This window comes from Pseudoduganella violaceinigra DSM 15887 (assembly GCF_000425385.1).
Taxonomy (GTDB): Bacteria; Pseudomonadota; Gammaproteobacteria; order Burkholderiales; family Burkholderiaceae_D; genus Rugamonas; species Rugamonas violaceinigra.
This window is the reverse complement of record NZ_AUDI01000015.1, coordinates 211,566-232,912: the sequence shown is the minus strand read 5'-3', so window position 1 is coordinate 232,912 and position 21,347 is coordinate 211,566. Positions and strand designations below refer to the sequence as shown.

General features: G+C 62.7%; 18 protein-coding genes. 10 read left to right on the top strand and 8 right to left on the bottom strand.

Going from position 1 to position 21,347, the window contains the following annotated elements:
• The first annotated feature begins 12 nt into the window (after positions 1–12).
• The 6 genes from H597_RS30445 to H597_RS0110495 all read left to right on the top strand — a co-directional run bounded on the left by H597_RS30445 (position 13) and on the right by H597_RS0110495 (position 9,429).
• Complete coding sequence (locus tag H597_RS30445) at positions 13–1,137, top strand: CmpA/NrtA family ABC transporter substrate-binding protein (RefSeq protein ID WP_051293678.1); 1,125 nt, start codon at positions 13–15, stop codon at positions 1,135–1,137.
• Positions 1,138–1,377: 240 nt separating this feature from the next.
• Positions 1,378–2,679, top strand: coding sequence for an MFS transporter (locus H597_RS0110515; protein WP_028102107.1), 1,302 nt, complete (start codon positions 1,378–1,380; stop codon positions 2,677–2,679).
• Positions 2,676–5,195 carry a nitrite reductase large subunit NirB gene (gene nirB / locus H597_RS0110510; RefSeq protein WP_028102106.1) on the top strand — a complete coding sequence of 840 codons (2,520 nt, stop codon included), beginning with the start codon at positions 2,676–2,678 and terminating at the stop codon, positions 5,193–5,195. The genes H597_RS0110515 and nirB overlap by 4 nt, the downstream gene beginning before the upstream one ends.
• Before the next feature lie 11 nt (positions 5,196–5,206).
• On the top strand, positions 5,207–5,557 hold the full coding sequence (gene nirD, locus H597_RS0110505) for a nitrite reductase small subunit NirD (protein ID WP_028102105.1): 351 nt from the start codon (positions 5,207–5,209) through the stop codon (positions 5,555–5,557).
• Positions 5,554–6,768: an NAD(P)/FAD-dependent oxidoreductase gene (locus H597_RS30440; protein WP_051293677.1), complete on the top strand. Its 1,215-nt coding sequence runs from the start codon at positions 5,554–5,556 to the stop codon at positions 6,766–6,768. The genes nirD and H597_RS30440 overlap by 4 nt, the downstream gene beginning before the upstream one ends.
• Before the next feature lie 3 nt (positions 6,769–6,771).
• On the top strand, positions 6,772–9,429 hold the full coding sequence (locus tag H597_RS0110495) for a nitrate reductase (protein WP_028102104.1): 2,658 nt from the start codon (positions 6,772–6,774) through the stop codon (positions 9,427–9,429).
• 56 nt (positions 9,430–9,485) lie between these two features.
• On the opposite strand, the gene gabD is transcribed toward H597_RS0110495, so the two are convergent.
• The gene (gene gabD / locus H597_RS0110490) at positions 9,486–10,940 is read right to left on the bottom strand and encodes an NADP-dependent succinate-semialdehyde dehydrogenase (protein WP_028102103.1); all 1,455 of its coding nucleotides are present in this window, start codon (positions 10,938–10,940) and stop codon (positions 9,486–9,488) included.
• A 114-nt stretch (positions 10,941–11,054) separates the two neighbouring features.
• On the opposite strand from gabD, the gene H597_RS0110485 reads away from it, so the two are divergent.
• From H597_RS0110485 to H597_RS0110470, 4 genes are read left to right on the top strand one after another with little or no spacing between them, the layout of a single operon-like run.
• Positions 11,055–11,810, top strand: a complete 756-nt coding sequence (locus H597_RS0110485; RefSeq protein ID WP_028102102.1) for a gamma-glutamyl-gamma-aminobutyrate hydrolase family protein — start codon at positions 11,055–11,057, stop codon at positions 11,808–11,810.
• A gap of 49 nt (positions 11,811–11,859) precedes the next feature.
• Complete coding sequence (locus H597_RS0110480; RefSeq protein ID WP_028102101.1) at positions 11,860–13,230, top strand: glutamine synthetase family protein; 1,371 nt, start codon at positions 11,860–11,862, stop codon at positions 13,228–13,230.
• A 9-nt stretch (positions 13,231–13,239) separates the two neighbouring features.
• A complete protein-coding gene (locus H597_RS0110475) occupies positions 13,240–14,622 on the top strand; it encodes an aspartate aminotransferase family protein (RefSeq protein ID WP_028102100.1) in 1,383 nt (460 codons plus the stop codon).
• Between the two features lie 3 nt (positions 14,623–14,625).
• A complete protein-coding gene (locus H597_RS0110470) occupies positions 14,626–16,116 on the top strand; it encodes an aldehyde dehydrogenase (protein WP_028102099.1) in 1,491 nt (496 codons plus the stop codon).
• Here H597_RS0110470 and H597_RS0110465 read toward each other — a convergent pair.
• The 7 genes from H597_RS0110465 to hda all read right to left on the bottom strand — a co-directional run bounded on the left by H597_RS0110465 (position 16,113) and on the right by hda (position 21,332).
• Positions 16,113–16,652 (bottom strand): UPF0149 family protein, encoded by a 540-nt coding sequence (locus H597_RS0110465; protein ID WP_028102098.1) that lies wholly within the window; start codon positions 16,650–16,652, stop codon positions 16,113–16,115. The genes H597_RS0110470 and H597_RS0110465 overlap by 4 nt on opposite strands.
• 3 nt (positions 16,653–16,655) lie before the next feature.
• Positions 16,656–17,498 (bottom strand): 3-methyl-2-oxobutanoate hydroxymethyltransferase, encoded by an 843-nt coding sequence (gene panB / locus H597_RS0110460; protein WP_028102097.1) that lies wholly within the window; start codon positions 17,496–17,498, stop codon positions 16,656–16,658.
• 30 nt (positions 17,499–17,528) lie between these two features.
• The gene (locus H597_RS0110455) at positions 17,529–17,876 is read right to left on the bottom strand and encodes a DMT family protein (protein ID WP_028102096.1); all 348 of its coding nucleotides are present in this window, start codon (positions 17,874–17,876) and stop codon (positions 17,529–17,531) included.
• Positions 17,877–18,027: 151 nt separating this feature from the next.
• Positions 18,028–18,504 carry a 2-amino-4-hydroxy-6-hydroxymethyldihydropteridine diphosphokinase gene (gene folK / locus H597_RS0110450; protein ID WP_035373762.1) on the bottom strand — a complete coding sequence of 159 codons (477 nt, stop codon included), beginning with the start codon at positions 18,502–18,504 and terminating at the stop codon, positions 18,028–18,030.
• Entirely contained in the window at positions 18,504–20,000 is a 1,497-nt protein-coding gene (gene pcnB / locus H597_RS0110445) for a polynucleotide adenylyltransferase PcnB (RefSeq protein WP_028102094.1), read from the bottom strand. Before pcnB ends, folK begins: the two co-directional genes overlap by 1 nt.
• On the bottom strand, positions 19,993–20,664 hold the full coding sequence (locus tag H597_RS0110440) for a histidinol-phosphatase (RefSeq protein ID WP_035373849.1): 672 nt from the start codon (positions 20,662–20,664) through the stop codon (positions 19,993–19,995). Before H597_RS0110440 ends, pcnB begins: the two co-directional genes overlap by 8 nt.
• Positions 20,664–21,332, bottom strand: coding sequence for a DnaA regulatory inactivator Hda (gene hda / locus H597_RS0110435; protein WP_028102092.1), 669 nt, complete (start codon positions 21,330–21,332; stop codon positions 20,664–20,666). The genes H597_RS0110440 and hda overlap by 1 nt, the downstream gene beginning before the upstream one ends.
• Positions 21,333–21,347: the final 15 nt, after the last annotated feature.

Genomic DNA, 21,347 nt, shown 5'->3' with positions numbered 1-21,347 from the left:
CAGGAGTGAAGAATGCAGATTGAAAAAGACATCGTTAGAGTGGGCTTCAATCCGCTCACGGACTGCGCCTCGCTGGTAATGGCGTCCGTCCTGGGGCTGGACCGCAAGCATGGCATCCGCATCGTCTTGAGCAAGGAGACTTCCTGGGCCGGTGTGCGAGACAAGCTGCTGACCGGCGAACTCGATGCTGCCCATGCACTGTACGGGCTTGTTTATGCAACCCATCTTGGGGTGGGGTCGGCCCGGCGCGATATGGCTGTTCTGATGAACCTGAACCGCAATGGACAGGCCATCACCCTCGCGCGCCGTTTGGCGGACGAGGGCGCGTGCGATGGCCCCGCCGTTGCCGCGCTGTCGCACCGGCGCGAGCTGCGCTGGGCGCATACCTTCCCGACCGGAACGCACGCCATGTGGCTGTATTACTGGCTGGCCGCGCATGGCGTGCATCCCTTGCGCGAAGCGCGCGTGATCACCGTGCCGCCTTCGCAGATGGCGGCCAGCCTGGCGGGCGGCCATATCGATGGCTTTTGCGTCGGCGAGCCGTGGAATCATCGCGCGCTGATGGACGGCGTCGGCGTCACCATCGCCACCAGCCAGCAGATCTGGCCCGACCATCCGGAAAAGGTGCTGGCCGCCACCGCCGATTTCACCCGGAGCCATCCCAGCACTGCCCGAGCGCTGATCGCCGCTGTGCTGGAAGCGGGGCGCTGGATCGACGCCAGCGACGCCAACCGCATGGCGATGGCCGAGATCATCTCCGCCGTCCAATACGTCAACACGGGCAAGGACGTGATCTGGCAGCGCATTCTCGGCCACTATGAAGACGGCATGGGGCACAGCTGGGTGGATGCGCACAGCATGCGCTTCCACCTGGAGGGCGCGGCCAACTTCCCCTATCTATCGGACGGCATGTGGTTCATGACGCAGCAGCGGCGCTGGGGCCTGCTGCAGGCCGCGCCGGACTACCTGGGCACCGCGCTCAAGGTGCAGCAGGTCGCCCTGTACAAGGAGGCGGCGGAGATGACCGGGACGGAGATTCCCGACAGCGCCCTGCGCAGTTCCGTGTTCATGGACGGCGCCACCTGGGATGGCCGCGATCCTGAACGCTATGCGGCGTCGTTCGACATCAGGATGTAGCGCGTGCGCTATTGCGGTGCACCAATTTTGGGCGCAACGCACCGTCAAATGGCGAAATTCGCGGCGCCAGGGCGCGCGCAAGGGGCTCTTCCCCCTTGGGATGGCTGGCACGGGTCTTGCAAAGCATCGTTAAAGCGCCGGTCTAACGGAGGACCGGCTAACCGGACAACGGCGTCCGCACAGCACTGCCATCGATGGCGGCGGCTGCGCGGACGCCTTTTTGTTTTCAGGGACTACATCATGGCCAGTAAAGCGACCAGCATCAAACTGTTTTCGTTCTCCACGCCGCAGATGCGCGCCTTCCACCTTACCTGGATGGCCTTCTTCATCTGTTTCTTCGCATGGTTCGCCTGTGCGCCTCTGATGCCCGTGATCAAAGGCGAATTCGGCCTGACCGCGGCGCAAGTGGCCAATATCAATATCGCCGCCGTGGCGATCACGATCATCGTGCGCCTGGTCATCGGCCCGCTGTGTGACCGCATCGGCCCGCGCAAGGCTTACACTGGCCTGCTCCTCCTGGGCGCCATTCCGGTGCTGGGCGTCGCCGCAGCGCAAACCTATGAGAGCTTCCTGTTTTTCCGCCTTCTGATTGGCGCGGTCGGTGCCAGTTTCGTGATCACCCAGTACCACACCTCCGTCATGTTCGCGCCAAACGTGGTGGGTACCGCCAATGCGGCGGCTGCCGGTTGGGGCAATGCGGGCGGCGGCGTGGTGCAGTCCACCATGCCGATGATCATGGCCGCCATGATCATGCTGGGCGTCGGCGAGACCATGGGCTGGCGCGCCGCCCTGGTGGTGCCGGGCGTGCTGATGCTGGTCATGGCCTTTGTCTACTACCGCTTCACCCAGGACTGCCCGGACGGCAACTACGCCGACTTGCGCGCCGCCGGCATCGCGCTGGAAGGGGGCAGGAAAGGCGGCTGGGAGAGCTTCAAACTGGCGGCGAAAAACTATCGCGTCTGGATGCTGTTTGTGACCTACGGGGCCTGCTTCGGCGCGGAGATCTTCATCCACAACATCGCCGCCACTTATTACGTTGACACCTACAAGCTGTCGCTGGCACAGGCCGGCCTGGCGGCGGGCAGCTTCGGCCTGCTGGCGCTGTTCGCCCGTGCGCTAGGAGGCTGGTTGTCCGACAAGGCTGCTTACCGCGGCAGCCTGAATAGCCGCGTCACCCTGCTCTTCGTCGTGATGCTGGGTGAAGGCATCGGGCTGTTGTTCTTTTCCAGGGCCGACAGCGTGAGCCTGGCTGTCATCTCGATGCTGGTATTCGGCCTGTTCACCCATATGGCCTGCGGCGCCACCTATGCGCTCGTGCCTTTCATCGACAAGCGCGCGCTGGGCGGGGTTGCTGGAATTATCGGCGCCGGAGGCAATGTGGGCGCGGTGGCGGCGGGCTTCCTGCTGAAAGGCGTCGGCAATACCCAGCAAACCTTATGGATACTCGGTGTGCTGGTCGCCATTTCCGCCCTGTGTGCGCTGGCTGCGCGCTTCAGCGAGTCCACAGTCAAAGAAAACGCCATTGCAGGAGCGGCAGCATGAAAATCGTCGTCATCGGCCATGGCATGGTGGGCCACCAGTTCCTGAAGTCCCTGCCTGTTGGCAGCGCCCAGGTCACCGTCCTGTGCGAGGAGCCGCGCCCCGCGTACGACCGGGTGCACCTGTCTGAATTCTTCAGCGGCAAGAGCGCCGATGAACTGTCGCTGGTGGCGCCGGGCTTCTTCGAGCGCGACGACATGGTGCTCAAGCTAAACGGACGTGCCGTGGCCATCGACCGCGCCGCGCATACCGTCACCACCAACAGCGGCGAAGTGCTGGCTTACGACAAACTGGTGATCGCTACCGGCTCTTTTCCCTTCGTGCCGCAGATTGAAGGAAAGGACCGCAAGGACTGCTTTGTCTACCGCACCATCGAAGACCTGGAAGCGATGCAGGAATGCGGCGCCCGTTCCAGGAGCGGCGTTGTCATCGGCGGCGGCTTGCTCGGACTGGAATGCGCCAAGGCGCTGAAAGACCTTGGTCTGGAGACCCACGTCGTTGAATTCGCGCCGCGCCTGATGGCCGTGCAGGTCGATGAGGGCGGCGGCCGCATGCTGCGCAAGAAGATCGAAGAGCTGGGCGTGACCGTCCATACCGGGAAGAACACCACGGCCATCGTGGCGGGCGAAACCGGTACCCACCGCATGCAGTTTTCCGACGCCACCTCGTTGGATACCGACATGATCGTGTTCTCCGCCGGCATCCGCCCGCGCGACGCCCTGGCGCGTGAGTGCGGCCTCGAAGTCGGTGCGCGCGGCGGCATCGCCATCAACAACCATTGCCAGACCAGCGATCCGGACATTTACGCGATAGGCGAATGTGCACTGTGGAACGGCCAGGTATTCGGCCTGGTGGCGCCGGGCTACGACATGGCCCGCGTGACGGCGCGCCACATCAGCGGCGACACAGCCGCGGAATTCGGTGGTGCGGATATGAGCACCAAACTGAAGCTGATGGGTGTGGACGTGGCCAGCATCGGCGATCCGCATGCCAAGGAAGAGGGCGCGCGCAGCTACCAATTCACCGACGAGCGCAAGCAGGTGTACAAGAAGATCGTGGTGTCCGATTGCGGCAAGTATCTGCTGGGCGGCGTGATGGTAGGCGATGCCGGCGAATACGGCACCTTGCTGCAAATGATGCTGAACAAGATCGAATTGCCGGAGGCGCCGGAATTCCTGATCCTGCCGCAATCCGGCGGCGCAGCCAAACCAGGACTGGGTGTGGATGCCCTGCCTGCCGGGGCGCAGATCTGCTCTTGCAACGACGTGTCGAAAGGCGCTATCTGCGACGCTGTCGCCGGCGGTGCTAGCAGTATCGGTGCCCTCAAGAAGTGCTGCGGGGCAGGCACCTCCTGCGGCGGCTGCGTGCCGCTGGTGACCCAGATCATGAAGGCGGAAATGAAAAAACTGGGCATGGACGTGAACAATCACGTCTGCGAGCACTTCCCGCATTCGCGCCAGGAGTTGTTCCACCTGATCCGGGTAGGCGAGATCAAATCCTTCGAGGACTTGCTGGGGCGTCACGGCAAGGGTATGGGCTGCGATATCTGCAAACCGCTGGCGGCCAGCATCTTCGCCACTTGCTGGAACGACTTTGTGCTGAAGAAGGAGCACGCCAGCCTGCAGGACTCGAACGACTACTTCCTTGGCAATATCCAGAAAGACGGCACCTACTCGGTAGTGCCACGCATGCCGGGCGGCGAAGTGACGCCGGAAGGCTTGATCGCGGTTGGCCAGGTCGCAAAAAAATACGGCCTGTACACCAAGATCACGGGCGGCCAGCGGGTCGACCTGTTCGGTGCCCGTGTCGAGCAGCTGCCGCTGATCTGGGAAGAGCTGATCGCGGCTGGCTTCGAAACCGGCCACGCGTACGGAAAATCGCTGCGCACCGTGAAGTCCTGCGTCGGGTCCACCTGGTGCCGCTACGGCGTCGACGACTCCGTGGGCCTCGCCATCGAGCTGGAAAACCGCTACAAGGGGCTGCGTACGCCGCACAAAATCAAGTTCGGCGTATCTGGCTGCACCCGCGAGTGTGCCGAAGCGCAGGGCAAGGATGTCGGCATCATCGCGACCGACAAGGGCTGGAACCTCTACGTATGCGGCAACGGCGGCATGAAGCCGCGTCACGCTGAGCTGCTGGCTTCCGGCCTGGACAAGGCGACCCTGGTTGACTACATCGACCGCTTCCTGATGTTCTACAGCCGCACCGCCGACCGCTTGCAACGCACCAGCACCTGGCGTGAAAACCTGGAAGGTGGCCTGGATTACTTGAAAGCGGTAGTCATCAACGACAAGCTGGGCATCAACGCCGAGATGGAAGAAGACATGCAGCGCGTAGTCGATACCTACGCCTGCGAATGGAAGGAAGCCGTGAACGACCCGGAAACGCGCGCGCGCTTCCGCCACTTCGTCAACAGCTCCGAAGCTGACAGCAATGTGGTCTTCATGGAGGAACGCGGCCAGATCCGCCCCGCGACGGTCGAAGAACGCAAGCTGATTCCCATTAAAGCCATCGCCTGAGGAGATAGACCATGCACCGTGATATCCAAGCCTCCGCCTGGACGGCCGTCTGCGGCGTTGACGAAATCGTCCCGAACACCGGCGTCTGCGCGCTGCTGCAAGGCCAGCAGGTTGCCGTCTTTCGCATGAACGATGGCAGTGAAAGCCGCGTCTTCGCCATCGGCAACTACGACCCCAACTCCGAAGCGTCCGTGCTCTCGCGCGGTCTGGTCGGCAACCTGGGCGAGCGCATCGTCGTCGCTTCCCCGATCTACAAACACCACTTCGACCTGCAGACCGGCGAATGCCTGGAAGCTCCCGAGCATTCCGTGCCGACCTGGCCCGCGCGTATCGAAGGTGGAAAGGTCTGGGTCGGCGCATGAAGCCCTCGCTGGTCGTCGTCGGCAACGGCATGGCCGGCATGCGCACGGTCGAGGAGCTGCTCAAGCTCGCGCCGAATATGTACGACATCACCGTCTTTGGCGCCGAGCCGCATGGCAACTACAACCGCATCCTGTTGTCGCCGGTGCTGGCAGGCGAAAAGACGGTAGACGACATCATGCTGAATACCCGCGAGTGGTATGCGCAGAACCGCATTACCCTGTATGCGTGCGACCCGGTCGACCATATCGACCGCAAGCGCCGCCTGGTGCGCTCCCGATCCGGCCTGGAGGTGCGCTACGACCGCCTGCTGCTGGCAACCGGTTCGCGTCCTTTCATCATTCCTGTGCCGGGCCACGCGCTGCCGGGCGTGCTGGCATTCCGCGACATCCAGGACGTGGAATCCATGCTGGAGGCTGCGCGCAGCCATCGCCACGCGGTTGTCATCGGCGGTGGCCTGCTCGGCCTCGAAGCGGCTAACGGCCTGCAGCGCCAGGGCATGCAGGTCACGGTGGTGCACGTCACCGACAGCCTGATGAACCAGCAGCTGGACAAGCCTGCGGGGCAGTTGCTGCAGAAAGCGCTGGAAGCGAAGGGCCTGGTCTTCCGCATGGAAGCGCAGACCAGCGAGATCGTAGGATCCGATCGCGTGACCGCGGTGCGCTTCGCCGATGGCAGCGAAATTCCCGCCGACCTGGTGGTCATGACCGCCGGCGTTCGCCCGAATATCGAACTGGCCAAGCGCTGCGGCCTGCACTGCGAGCGCGCCATCGTGGTCGACGATACTCTGCAAAGCTTTGACCCGCGTATCTATGCTGTTGGCGAATGCGTGCAGCATCGCCGAACCACTTTCGGCCTGGTTGCGCCAATCTGGGAGCAGGCGCGGGTATGCGCGGCTCACCTGGCAGGTGCCGGCCATCGCCGCTATGTGCAACAGGTGGCGCCTACCCGCCTGAAAGTCACCGGCGTGGAATTGTATTCGGTGGGCGATTTTGTCGGCGGCGAAGGCAGCGAAGACCTGATCCTGCGCGATCCGCGCCGGGGCGTCTATAAACGCCTGGTGCTGGACGGCGGTCGCATCACCGGCGCCGTTCTATACGGGGACGTGCAGGATGGCCCGTGGTACTTCGGCCTGATCCAGAACCGCACCGACATTTCGTCGATGCGCAACCAACTTTTGTTTGGGCAGGCGCTATGTGCGCAGGCTGCGTGAATCATGATTAAGACGACGTGCGCATATTGCGGTGTGGGCTGCGGTGTGACCGCGACGCCGCGCCTGGATGGCGGGTTCGATATTGCCGGGGATACGGCGCATCCAGCCAACCAGGGGCGTTTGTGCGTGAAAGGTTCCGCGCTGGGTGAAACAATCGGGCTGGAAGGGCGTTTGCTGCATCCAATGATGCGCGACCGTGAAGACGGATCGCTGCGGCGCGTGGCATGGGGCGAGGCGTTGGACCATGTGGCCGGAAGATGGCGATCCATCATCGACGAACACGGCCCGGACGCGGTGGCCTTCTACGTCTCGGGCCAGCTCCTGACCGAAGACTATTACGTTGCCAATAAGCTGATGAAAGGCTATATCGGCAGCGCCAACATCGACACCAACTCGCGCCTGTGCATGTCTTCCGCCGTGGCGGGACATCAACGGGCCTTCGGCGAAGACGTGGTACCGGTAAATTATGACGATATCGACCATGCCGACATGGTGGTGCTGGTTGGCTCCAACCTTTCCTGGTGCCATCCGATCCTGTTCCAGCGCCTGGCGCGCGCCAAGGAAGCGCGGCCAGGAATGAAGATCGTGGTGATCGATCCGCGCCGTACCGCCACCTGCGAACTGGCGGACCTGCATCTGCCGATCAAGCCCGGCACCGACGTGTGGCTGTTCAATGGTCTGCTCTGCTATCTCTCCCGCATTGGTGCTGTCGACCCGGCCTTCGTCGCAGCCCATACCAGCGGCCTGGAAGAAGCGCTGGCCGCCGCCACGCTTGGACCGGAAGAGGTAGCGCGCGTCTGCCGCCTCAACCTGCAAGAGCTGATCGAATTCTACGAAGCCTTCGCCGCCAATGCGAAGGTCATCACCGCCTTTTCGATGGGCGTCAACCAGTCTAGCGCCGGCACCGATAAGGTGAACAGCATCATTAACTGCCACCTGATCGGCGGGCGCATCGGCAAGCAGGGCATGGGCCCGTTCTCCATCACCGGCCAACCCAATGCGATGGGAGGACGCGAAGTGGGCGGCTTGGCAAACATGCTTGCCGCGCATCTGAACATCGATAAGGCGGCACACCGCGACGCCGTGCAAACATTCTGGGAATCGCCGCGCATGGCATCTCGCCCAGGCCTGAAGGCGGTCGATTTGTTCGAGGCCATTGAAGACGGCCGTGTGAAGGCGGTATGGGTGATTGCCACCAATCCGGTCGTCAGCCTGCCCAATGCAGACCAGGTACGCCGCGCGCTGGAACGCTGCGACCTGGTTGTCGTTTCTGACGTGGTGCGCGACACCGACACCAACGCCTACGCCGACGTCCTTTTGCCCGCGTTGGCATGGGGCGAAAAGGATGGAACCGTCACCAATTCCGAGCGCCGCATCTCGCGCCAGCGCGCCTTTCTGCCTGCGCCGGGAGAGGCGAGGGCGGACTGGCTGATTCTGTCGCAATTCGCACTACGCATGGGGTACGATGGTTTCTGTTATGCCAGCGCAGCCGAAATTTTCACCGAACACGCGCGCTTAAGCGCCTGGCGCAACAACCCCGGCGAGCTGCCGCGCGCATTTGATATCGGCGCCCTGGGCATGCTCGGCGAATCCGCCTACGACGCTTTGCAGCCTACGCAATGGCCCTTAACGGGGCACCCCTTTGCCGATGGATGCTACTCGCACGCCGATGGCCGTGCGCGTTTCGTCGCGACCGTGCCGCGCGCCCCGGTCAATCTGCCGGATGGGGAATATCCGATCACCCTTAACACCGGCCGTGTGCGCGACCACTGGCACACCATGACGCGCACAGGCCGCGCTCCCAAGCTCGCTGGCCATATCCCGGAATCCTTCATCGATATGCACCCGCAGGATGCCTTGCTGTGCGGCGTGAAGGAAGGCGAGCTGGCTCGCGTCAGCAGCCACTGGGGCAGTATGATTGCACGCGTTCAGCATGGCGGCGGCATTGCACGAGGCAGTGTCTTTGTACCGATTCACTGGAATAACCAGACGGCCTCCGACGCCCGCATCGGCGCCGTAGTGAACCCGGTTGTCGATCCGGTATCGGGCGAGCCAGAATTCAAGCACACCCCCGTGATGGTCGACCGCTTCCCGATCAAATGGCATGGTTTCATCCTGAGCCGCGATGTGCCGCAGTTGGATGAACTGGCCTATTGGACCAAGGTGCAAGGGAAGGATTTCATGCGCTACGAGCTGGCAGGCCGTAATACGATCGACGATTTTGGAACATGGGCGCGCCGCCTGCTTGGCATCCAGGATGATGAGGCCGATTGGCTGGAATATGCTGACAGCAGCTCCGGTGTATTCCGCGCCGTGCACGTTATCGACGACCGCATCGCGCAATGCATTTTCATCTCGGCTCGTCCCGACCTGCCGGCGCGTCAATGGCTGGCAAGCCTGTTTGACAAGCCGCAGCTCGACATTGCTGATCGCGCCGCGTTGCTGGCTGGCCGTCCGCTCGCCGCCGGCGCAGATGCTGGACCCACCGTTTGTTCCTGCTTCGGAGTCGGCCGCAATACGATCTGCAAAGCGATCCGCGAACAGAATCTCACCACGCCGGCGCAAGTCACCGCCTGCGTGAATGCGGGCGGCAATTGCGGCTCCTGCGTGCCCGAATTGAAGAAGTTGTTGAACGAGATGCTGCTGGTGGAATCGGTCTGAGGCCTGGCGAAAACTTATGGAGAAAATTGCAGGAGCCCTTGGGTTCCTGCATCGATCTAAATCCCGCCCATGCAGATGTATTTGATGACCAGGTAGTCGTCCATTCCGTGAGTTGATCCTTCGCGGCCAAGGCCCGATTGCTTGACTCCTCCGAACGGTGCAATCTCGGTTGAAATCAGGCCGGTGTTGACGCCCACCATGCCGCTTTCCAACCCTTCCGCGACGCGCCAGATGCGGCCGATATCGCGCGAGAAGAAATAGGCGGCCAAGCCAAACTCGGTATCGTTGGCCAGCGCCAGCACTTCATCGTCGGTCTTGAAGCGGAATAGCGGTGCCAGTGGGCCGAAGGTCTCTTCGCGCGCCACCAGCATGCCGGCATCGACATCGGCCAGCACGGTGGGCTGGAAGAAGCTATGCCCCAGATCATGGCGTTTGCCGCCCAGTAGCAGGCGAGCGCCCTTACCGACAGCATCGGCAATATGCTCTTCCACTTTGGCGACGGCCTTCTCCTCGATCAGCGGGCCTTGCGTCACACCGTCGTCGGCGCCATTGCCGACCTTGAGTCTGCGCACGGCTTCCACCAGCTTTGAAGCGAAGGCGTCGTACACGCCATCCTGGACATAGATGCGGTTCGCGCACACGCAGGTCTGGCCGGCATTGCGGTATTTGGAGGCGATTGCGCCTTCCACTGCCGCGTCCAGGTCCGCGTCGTCGAACACGATGAATGGCGCATTGCCTCCGAGTTCCAGCGACAATTTTTTGATCGTCGGCGCGCACTGTTCCATCAGCAAGCGGCCGACGGCGGTGGAGCCGGTGAAACTCAGTTTGCGCACGATCGGATTGGATGTCATCTCGCCGCCGATCTCGCGCGATGCGCCGGTGATCACGCTGAACACGCCGGCGGGCACGCCGGCGCGTTCAGCCAGCACTGCCAGGGCCAGTGCCGAGAAGGGCGTGAGTTCCGCCGGTTTGACCACCATCGGGCAGCCTGCGGCCAGCGCCGGACCGGCTTTGCGCGTGATCATCGCGGCAGGGAAGTTCCACGGCGTGATGGCGGCGCAGACACCGATCGGTTCGCGCGTGACGACCACGCGCTTGTCGGGCCAGGGAGATGCCAGCGTTTCGCCGGCGATACGTTTCGCTTCTTCGCCAAACCATTCGATGAAGGACGCGGCGTAGGCGATTTCGCCTTTGGATTCGGCCAGCGGTTTGCCTTGTTCCGCCGTCATCAGCGCGGCCAGGTCGTCGGCATTGGCAAGTATCAGGTCATTCCATTTGCGCAGAATGGCGGCGCGGGTCTTGGCGGGTGTTTTGCGCCATTCAGGCCATGCGGCATTGGCCGCTTCAATGGCGCGCCGAGTTTCGGCGGCGCCCATTTTTGGCACGGTGCCGAGCGTTTCGCCGGTAGCTGGATTGCTGACAGTGATCGTTTCGCCACCCTCCGCATCGCACCATCGGCCAGCTACAAAACACTGTTGGCGCAGAAGGCTGGGATCTTTCAGGGTCAGCATGATTCACCTCCAAACTAAAGAACCCAGTATACCGGCTATCACGCGCGACGGTTGCCACGTTCGCAAATTGGGAATAAGATCAAGCTGCACACTGATAGTTACCGAAGAACTAAAATGCGCCGCCCCATCGTACTGGTCCCCGCTTGCAGTCATAAAAATGGCTCCCATCCCAGCTACGCCGCACAAAACAAATACGTTGATGCGGTGGCTGTGGGAGCGCGCTGCCAGCCGTTGTTAGTCCCCCCGCTGGGCGACAACACGGATATTGAAAGCCTGCTTGGCATGGCCAATGGCCTGATGCTGACCGGCGCCGCCTCCAATGTGCAGGCGTGCCTGTATGGGCAGGACACGCTTGATTCCTCGCTGCCGCTGGATCCGGCGCGTGATGCGACGACTTTACCCTTGATACGCGCCGCCCTGCAGCGCGGCATTCCGATACTGGCGATCTGCCGCGGCTTCCAGGAAGTGAACGTGGCACTGGGCGGCACGCTGCACCAGGCCGTGCATGCGGTGCCAGGCTATTTCGACCACCGCGAAGACAAGACCCAGGCGCTGGAACAGCAATATGCGGCCGCACACCGCATCAAGCTGGAAGCCGGCGGTTTGCTGGCCCATATCCTCGATGGTGCTAGCGAATTACAAGTTAACTCGCTACATGGCCAGGGAATAGACCGGCTGGCGCCCGGCCTGCAAGTGGAGGGGCGTTCTGATGACGGCCTGGTCGAAGCCTACTCGGTGACGGGGTCTTCCGCATTTGCGTTGGCGGTGCAATGGCATCCCGAATGGCGTGTCGAGGAGAATCACGACTCCATGCGTATGTTCAGCGCATTCGGCCTCGCATGCCGCGTGCATAGGGACCGTATCCCTTAGGTAGCTTTCCTTCAGTAGTGCTGTTTTCTAAACTACCTGAGAGGAAGCTATGGCAATCCGCGAAAATTTCAGCTATACCGATATGGACGAGTGGCTCAATGAAAAACGAGTCACCGAAATCGAATGCCTGGTCCCCGATTTGACCGGCGTCGCACGCGGGAAGATACTCCCGCGCGGTAAATTTACCCAGGAGCGCGGCATGCGCATTCCTGAGGCGGTGCTCGGCATGACCGTCACCGGCAATTATCCGACCGAGGATGATGCCTATGACCGCGCCATTTCCAGCACCGACCGCGATATGGTCCTGAAGGCCGACCCCACCACGATCACCATGGTGCCGTGGGCCGCCGACCCGACTGCGCAAGTGATCCACGATTGCTATTTCAGCGACGGACGCCTGGTCGATTTCGCGCCGCGCTCCGTGCTGCGCCGCGTACTGAAACTGTTTGACGACAAGGGCTGGAAGCCCGTCGTGGCGCCGGAACTGGAGTTCTACCTGACCGACAAGAATTCCGATCCTGACCTGCCGCTGAAGGCGCCCATCGGCCGCAGCGGCCGCGCTGAAACGAGCCGCCAGGTGTACAGCATCGACGCCGTGAATGAATTCGATCCGCTGTTCGAGGATATCTACGACTATTGCGACCTGATGGGACTCGATGTCGATACCCTGATCCACGAAATCGGCGCAGGACAGATGGAGATCAACTTCCTGCACGGCGAGCCGCTCGGACTGGCCGACAAGGTGTTCTTCTTCAAGCGCACCTTGCGCGAAGCGGCGCTGAAGCACCATATGTATGCCACCTTCATGGCCAAGCCGATGGCGGGCGAACCGGGATCGGCGATGCATATTCACCAGAGCGTGGTCGATGCGCGCAGCGGCTGGAATATTTTCAGCAACCAGGATGGCTCGCCGTCGCAGCTGTTCAAGTCGTATATCGGCGGACTTCAGCGCTACATGCCGAGTGCGTTGGCGATCGTGGCGCCGTATGTGAACTCCTACCGCCGCCTGGTGCGCCATACCGCCGCGCCGATCAATATCCAGTGGGGCATGGATAATCGCACCGTCGGCTTCCGCGTTCCCGATGCTGGCGTGCAGGACCGGCGCGTGGAAAACCGCATCATTGGCGCCGACGCCAACCCCTACCTTGCGCTGGCGGTTACGCTCGCTTGCGGCTACCTCGGTATGACCGAGCAGCTGGAGCCTACCGCGCCGACCATGGGCAGCGCCTACGACATGAAGTACGAACTGCCGCAAGGCTTGCCGGAAGCGCTGGGCATTTTGCGCGCTGAAGACAAGCTGCGTTTTGTGCTCGGCGAACGCTTCATCGACGTGTATGCCGCCATCAAGGACCTGGAGCACCAGGAGTTCATGACCGTCATCAGTCCGTGGGAGCGCGAGCACCTGCTGCTGCACGTGTGAGGGGCGCTCATGGACGATACCAAGACTATCCAGGCGCACGACCATGCGCACTATATGCATCCCTTTACCGACCACAAGGCATTGGGCGAGCGCGGCGTGCGCGTGATGGTGCGCGGCGAAGGCATCTATCTGTGGGATTCGGAAGGCAAGAAGATATTGGACGGCATGTCCGGCCTGTGGTGCGTGAACGTCGGCTACGGCCGGCACAGCATCTCCAAGGCCGTCTTCGAGCAGATGGAGACGCTGCCGTTCTATAACAGCTTCTTCAACACCACCAATGTACCGGCGGTGAAGCTGGCGACCAAGCTGGCGGAAATAGCTCCGCCCGGCTTCAGGCACGTTTTCTTCACGGGCTCCGGATCGGAGGCGAACGACACGAATGTGCGCATGGTGCGCCGCTATTGGGACTTGATGGGGCAACCGCAGCGTCACACCATCATCAGCCGCTTCAACGCTTACCATGGCAGCACCATGGCCGGCGCTTCGCTGGGCGGCATGGAGGGCATGCATGCCCAGGGCGGCTTGCCGATTCCGGGAATCGTACATATCCGCCAGCCGAACTACCTCGAATCGGGGCGCGGCATGACGGAGGACGAATTCGGCATCGAGGCTGCCTCGTGGCTGGAGCAGAAGATCCTCGACGTCGGCGCCGAAAAGGTGGCGGCGTTCATCGGCGAGCCTATCCAGGGGGCGGGCGGCGTTGTGATCCCTCCCGCCACTTACTGGCCGGAGATCCAGCGCATCTGCGACAAATACGGCATCCTGCTGATCGCCGATGAAGTCATTACGGGTTTCGGCCGCACCGGACGCATGTTCGCCTGCGAACACTTCGGCTTCAGGCCGGACCTGATCACTTTCGCCAAGGGCGTCACGTCAGGCTACATCCCGCTGGGCGGCGTCTTGGTGGGCGAGCGCGTAGCGGACGTCCTGATCGGGAAGGGCGGGGAGTTTGCGCACGGCTTCACGTACTCCGGCCATCCGGTCGCCTGCGCCGCGGCGCTCGAGACCATCCGCATCGTCGAGGATGAAAAGCTGGTGCAGCGGGTGGCGGACGATACGGGGCCCTATCTGGCCCAGCGCTTTGCCACGCTGGCCGATCATCCGCTGGTCGGCTATGCCAACAGCTGCGGCTTTGTCGCGGGTCTGAACCTGGTGCGCCGCAAGGGTCCCACCGTCCATGGCCACGAATATTTCGATCCGGAGCTGGAAGTTGGCATGGTGTGCCGCAGTTACATGTTTAATAACGGTATGATTATGCGCGCCGTCGGCGACCGCATGATTATCGCGCCGCCGCTGGTCATGACACGCGAACAGATAGACGAGATGGTGGCCCTTATCCGGCGCTGTCTTGACGATACCTATAAAGATTTGCAGCAGAGAGGATGGATGTAAGCAATGGCGAAAGAGACGATTAACTGGCATGAACGGGCGAAGCTGCTGACGATTGACGGACGTGCCTTCATCAACGGCGAACGCACCTGGGCGCGCGGCGAACGCAAGTTCGACAACCTGTCGCCCATCGATGGCCGCTACCTGTCGCAGACAGCGCGCTGCGATGCCGACGATGTCGACCAGGCGGTTGCCGTCGCCCGGCGGGCGTTCGACAGTGCGCGCTGGTCCGGCCAGGCGCCGGCGCAGCGCAAGCGCGCGCTGTGCCGGTTCGCCGACCTGATGATGCAGAACAAGGACGAACTGGCACTGCTGGAAACGCTCGATATGGGCAAGCCGATCAAGTACAGCCAGGTGGTCGACGTATCGCTGGCGGCGAACTGTATCCGCTGGTACGGTGAAGCGATCGACAAGGTGTATGGTGAGATCGCCCCGACCCCCGGCAACTCGCTGGCCCTGATCACGCGCGAGCCGGTCGGTGTGGTGGCGGCCATCGTGCCGTGGAACTATCCCTTGCTCATGGCCGCATGGAAGGTCGCGCCGGCACTGGCTGCCGGCAATAGCGTGGTGCTCAAGCCTTCCGAGAAGTCGCCTTTGACGGCCCTGCGCATGGCGGAGCTGGCGGTGGAGGCGGGGATTCCTCCAGGCGTGTTCAACGTTTTGCCGGGCTACGGCAACGAGGCCGGCGCGGCGCTGGCCATGCACATGGATGTGGATTGCATCGGCTTCACCGGCTCCACGCGCACCGGCAAGCAGATTATCCAGATGGCGGGCCAGTCGAACCTGAAGCGGGCCTGGACTGAACTGGGCGGCAAGTCCGCCAATATCGTGTGCGCCGATTGCCCGGACCTGGACGCGGCCGTTGCGGCGGCGGTCGGTTCGATCTACTTCAACCAGGGCGAGAGCTGCAATGCGCCTTCGCGCCTGTTTGTGGAAGAGTCGATCAAGGACAAGTTCCTGGAAAAAGCGCTGGCCCTTGTGCCCTCCTACGCGCCGGGCGATCCGCTCGACGAAAAGACCGTGATGGGCGCGATTGTCGACTCGATCCAGATGAAGACGGTGATGGGTTATATCGACGCGGGCCGCGACGAAGGCGCCAAACTGCTGGCAGGCGGCAATGCGGTGCGCAAGGAGACCGGTGGTTTCTATGTCGAGCCGACTCTCTTTGACGGCGTGCAGAACACCATGAAGATCGCGCGGGAAGAGATTTTCGGGCCGGTGCTGTCGGTGCTGTCGTTCAAGGACCTGGACGAGGCGGTGAGGCAGGCGAACGATACGCCGTACGGCCTGCACGCGGCGGTGTGGACGTCGGATATTTCGAAGGCGATCCGCACTTCGCGGGCGCTGAAGGCGGGCACTGTGCACGTCAACCAGTACGACGGCGACGATATCACAGTGCCGTTTGGCGGCTACAAGCAGTCAGGCAATGGACGGGACAAGTCGCTGCACGCCTTCGACAAATACACCGAGCTGAAGACGACCTGGATCCAGATCTAAGCGCCGCAGCACTTCTTGAATTTCAAACCGCTGCCGCAAGGGCAAGGGTCGTTGCGGCCCGCCTTGGCCACCTTGGCCTGCGGCGCGTGGAAGAATGCGTTGATCTTGATGACGGACTGGCTCACCTTGGCGGCGTTGACCGGCTGCTGGAATGGCACGAGCAGGGCGGGCTGCCGGGCGCGTAACGGCGCCCAGGCATCGGCGGCGATCGCAACGCCGGCCAGGAAGCCCGCGCACCACGCCTCGGCAGTCCAGCTGCCGCCGCAATCATAGATCGGCTCAAAACTGTCAGGATCCTTCTGCATCCAGACACGCATGTAGTCGTGATGGCGCAGCACCAGCGCGGCAGCCTCACCGCTGTCGGACGCCCCGCCCCAGACCTCGCGCAGCCACGTTTCCTGCGCCATTTCGGCCGGACCGATGACCAGGGCGGTCAGAAAGCCTTCCAGCTTGGCCACATCCATGCTCTGCGGGCCCATTTCGGCCAGCAGGTCATCGAGCCTGTCGTATTCGTCGTCGTTCAGCGGTGTATTCATGACTTAGAAGCAGTGCTCCACCGCAGGGAAGGAGCCGTCTTTCACGGCGCCGACATAGGCCGAGACGGCGGCCTGGATCGAGACCTGTCCTTCCATGAAGTTCTTCACGAAGCGCGCCTTGCGGCCTGGGAACACGCCCAGCATATCGTGCATGACCAGCACTTGGCCGGAGCAATCCGGGCCGGCGCCGATACCGATGGTCGGCATCGACAGCATGTCGGTCACTTCCTTGCCCAGGGCGGTAGGGATTGCCTCCAGCACCACCATCGCCGCACCGGCGGCTTGCAGCTTCAGGGCATCCTGCTTCAGCAGCTCGGCGCTTTCCAGGGTTTTGCCCTGCACTTTGTAACCGCCCAAGGTGTGCACCGACTGCGGGGTCAGTCCCAGGTGCGCGCATACCGGGATCGAACGTTCGACCAGGAAGCGCACGGTGTCGGCAACCCAGGCGCCGCCTTCGATTTTCACCATATGCGCGCCAGCCTGGATCAACTGCACCGCGTTGGCAAACGCCTGTTCCGGCGTAGGGTAGGAGCCGAAAGGCATGTCGGCCAGGATCAGGGCATTCTTCGCGCCGCGCGCCACGGCGGCGGTGTGGTAGGCGATTTCCTGCACGGTTACCGGCAGGGTGGACTGGTGGCCGTTGCACACCATGCCCAGCGAATCGCCGATCAGCAGGATTTCCACGCCGCAGCCGTCCATCAGGGAGGCGAAGCTGGCGTCATAGCAGGTCAGCATGGTGATTTTCTCGCCGGCCGCCTTCAGGGAGTTGATCGAAGGGATGGTGACGGCCTTGGTGGGGACGCTTTTGGCCGGTGCCGGGTAAGGGTTTTGCAGGTTGCCAGACATGATATGTCCTTAAATTCGAAAAACGCTATTCTAACTGCGGAAAATGAAGTACACAGCGCCCACCAGGCAAAGGCCGGCCCAGATGAAGTCCGTCTTGAAGGGCTGGTTCATGTAGTACATGGCGAAGGGGACGAAGACGCCCAGGGTGATCACTTCCTGCAGGATCTTCAGCTGCGCCAGGTTGTACTGGCTGAAGCCGATGCGGTTGGCCGGGACCTGGATCAGGTACTCAAACAGGGCGATCCCCCAGCTGATCAGGGCTGCCACCAGCCAGGACTTGTTAGAGAAGTTCTTCAGGTGTCCGTACCATGCAACGGTCATGAAGACGTTGGACAGGATCAGGAGGCCGGTGGTTTGGACGATGATGGGGATTTGCATTGTTGGGGTCCTTTTCATTAATCGGTCCACCCGACTGCTCCGGTGTTGGTTCGAGGCTGTTGATCTTCGAAAAAGATCAACGCCTTACCAGAACCTATGGCGGCCGGGCAGACGGGGTCCGACCCTTGGGTCAGACCCCGGTTTACCGGTTTTAAAGGCGGATAATACCTTGATCAGCAACCGCCGGCGCGAATCGGGCAGCGCTGCCCAGCCCAGGCAGCGCAAGCTGCGGCGCCAGCTCCAGCAAGGGCATCAGCACAAACGCACGCTGATGCATGCGCGGATGCGGCACTGTCAGCGTGGGCGTAGCAATCCGCTCATCGCCATACAGCAGCAAATCCAGATCCAGCGTACGCGGCGCATTGAAATAAGGCCGTTCACGCCCGTGCGCTTGCTCGATATCGAACAGCGCCTCAAGCAAGGCCTGCGCCGGCAGACCGGTGCTCAAACGGGCCACGGCATTGATGTAATCATCGCCCGAAGAATCGATCGGCGCCGTGCGGTACAGCGAAGACACCGCCTCCAGCGTGGCGCCCGGCAGCTTGCGCAGGCGCTCGACGGCATCCAGCACATTGGCGCGGGCATCGCCCAGGTTGGCGCCAATGCCGATATAGGCGGTGACCGGCATCAAGCTTCGCCGGCGGGCGCGTTGCCGCCACCACCATTGCGGCGGGCACGGCGCGGACGGCGGCGGCGCTTGCGGGCCGGCGCTTCGCCTTCGGATGGCGGGTTCAAGAATTCGTCGTCGTCGGACTCGTCGCCTTCGTCGGCTTCCGTTTGCGCGTCGGCAGGAACGTCCTCCTGTGCCGCCGCGCGGGCGCCGCGGCGTGGCGCAGGTTTCTTCTTTTTGCCGCCGGACGATGCAACCGTCACCAGTTCGGCGCGCATGCTCTCGTCGCCCTCGTAGAAGGCCGTCCACCAGTCGCCCAGTTCGCGGTCGATCTCGCCGGAAGCGCAGCGCAGCAGCAGGAAGTCGTAGCCGGCGCGGAAGCGCGGGTGCTCCAGCAGCTTGTAGGGGTTCTTGCCGTTGCGGCGTTCAAAACGCGGCTGCATGGCCCAGATGTCGCGCATGTCGGAACCGATCTTGCGCTGGATGGCCAGCTTCTCGGTCTGCGAGTCCAGCACTTCGTCGGCGGCCAGGTGCAGCCCGGGAATCGGGAGTTCGCCCGCCGCCTCGTAGGCCTGCCACTTCTCCAGCACCTGGTGCCACAGCAGGGAGGCGAACAGGAAGCCTGGCGACACGGTCTTGCCGGCCATGACGCGCTTGTCGGTGGAGTCCAGCGCCAGCGTCACGAACTTGGTGCCCATCGGCTGCTCCAGCACCACGTCCAGCATTGGCAGCAGGCCGTGGTGCAGGCCCTCCTTGCGCAACTGCTGCAGGCAGGCCAGGGCCTGGCCGGAGGTGAGCAGCTTGAGCATTTCGTCGAACACGCGCGCCGCAGGCACGTTGTCGATCAGGGGCGCCATCACGCCGATCGGTTCCGCGGTTGAGCGCTCGATGGAGAATTTCAGCTTGGCCGCGAAACGCACCACGCGCAGCATGCGCACCGGGTCTTCGCGGTAGCGCGCTTCCGGCTGGCCGATGATGCGCAGCGTCTTCGATTTGATATCGCTGGTGCCGCCGTGGTAGTCCAGCACTTCCTGCGTGGCAGGGTTGTAGTACATGGCGTTGATGGTGAAGTCGCGGCGCTCCGCGTCTTCCGCCTGCGAGCCGAAGGTGTTGTCGCGCAGCACGCGGCCGTGCTCGTCCTTTGGCGCGTTGTCGGTGGTGGTGCCGCGGAAGGTGGTCACCTCCAGCAGGTCCTGGCCGAACATCACGTGCACGATCTGGAAGCGCCGGCCGATGATGAACGCGCGGCGGAACAGGCGCTTGACCTGCTCCGGCGTGGCATTGGTCGCGATGTCGAAGTCCTTGGGCTTGACGCCCAGCAGCAGGTCGCGCACGGCGCCGCCGACCACGAAGGCTTCAAAGCCCGCTTCCTGCAGTGTGCTGGTGACGCGGACGGCATTGTTCGACACCATGCGCGGGTCGATGCCATGGTCCTTGGGGCCCAGGATGATGGGTTCGTTGCTGGGTCTCGCGCTCTTGACGCCCAGGATCTTGCGGATGAATTTCTTAATCATTGAACAGGTGAATTAGTGGCCAGCCTTGCGCGGTCGCGTGTTCGGACAGTCTGGCGTTCGGGTTGGTCGCAATGGGATGGCTGACGATCGACAGCAGCGGCAGGTCGTTATGGGAATCGCTGTAGAAATGAACGCTGTCGAAGCTGTCCAGCGTATGCCCCATTTTCTCCAGCCATGCCTTGGTGTGCACGATCTTGCCCTCGCCCTGGGTCGGCGTGCCGAGCAGCTTGCCGGTAATGCGGCCGGCGGCATCGCGCTCCGGCATCGCGGCAATCAGGTGCTCCACGCCGAAGGCCTTGGCGATCGGCGCCACAACGAAGTGGTTGGTCGCCGTGACGATCGCCACCAGGTCGCCGGCGTCGAGGTGCTTTTGCAGCAGCGCGCGGGCGGAAGGCAAGATATTCGGCATCACCACTTCGGTCATGTACTGCTGCTGCAGTTCGGCCAGGCGTCCCGGCTCGAAGGACGCCAGGGTGCCGAGGGAAAATTCCAGGTATTCCACCGGGTCCAGGGTGCCCGCCTGGTACTGGGCGAAGAATTCCTCGTTGCGGCGCTTGAATTGCGCGGCATCGACGGCGCCCGCGCGGCACAGGAACTGCCCCCACTCGAAATCGGAATCGATCGGCAGCAGGGTGTGGTCAAGGTCGAACAGGGCGAGTTTCATCATTCTTTCGCTTCCTCCTGCAGCCATTCGCGCAGCAGGGGCAGGGTGATCGGGCGTTTGGTTTCCAGCGAATACTGGTCGAGCGAGTCGAGCATCGAGGACAGCGATACCATGTCGCGCTGGAAGTGCGACAGCAGGTAAGGTAGCACACCGGGCGAGAGGATCAAGCCGCGCGCTTCCGCCATTTGCGTCAGCGTGGCCAGCTTTTCCTCGTCGGTCAAGCCGTGGATCTGGTACACCAGGCCCCAGCCCATGCGCGTGCGCAGGTCCTCGCGCACCGGCAGCACGGCCGGCGCCACCGCGCCCGCGCTCACCATGAAAGCGTTGTTGGCGCGGATCTCGTTGAACAGGGCAAAGGCATCGATCTGGGCCACCGGCGACAGCTTTTCGCAGTCGTCCAGCAGGTACAGGTCCACCTCCGGCGAATACACGAACTCGGTTTCGATCGAAAACGGCGAAATATAGCGGGCGCGTTCGCTCGAGGCGAGCGCCTTCAGCAGGTGCGACTTGCCTGCGCCAATTTCCCCCCACAGGTAAGCGAAATGCTCGCGCGAGCTGCGTTCGGCGAACTGGCGCATCAGCGCCGCCACCTCGGCATTGCGGCCCACCTCGAATGATTCGAGGGTGCACACCGGCTCCGCGCCCAAGTCAAGCACCAGCTGTTTCATTGGACTTGCCCCGGA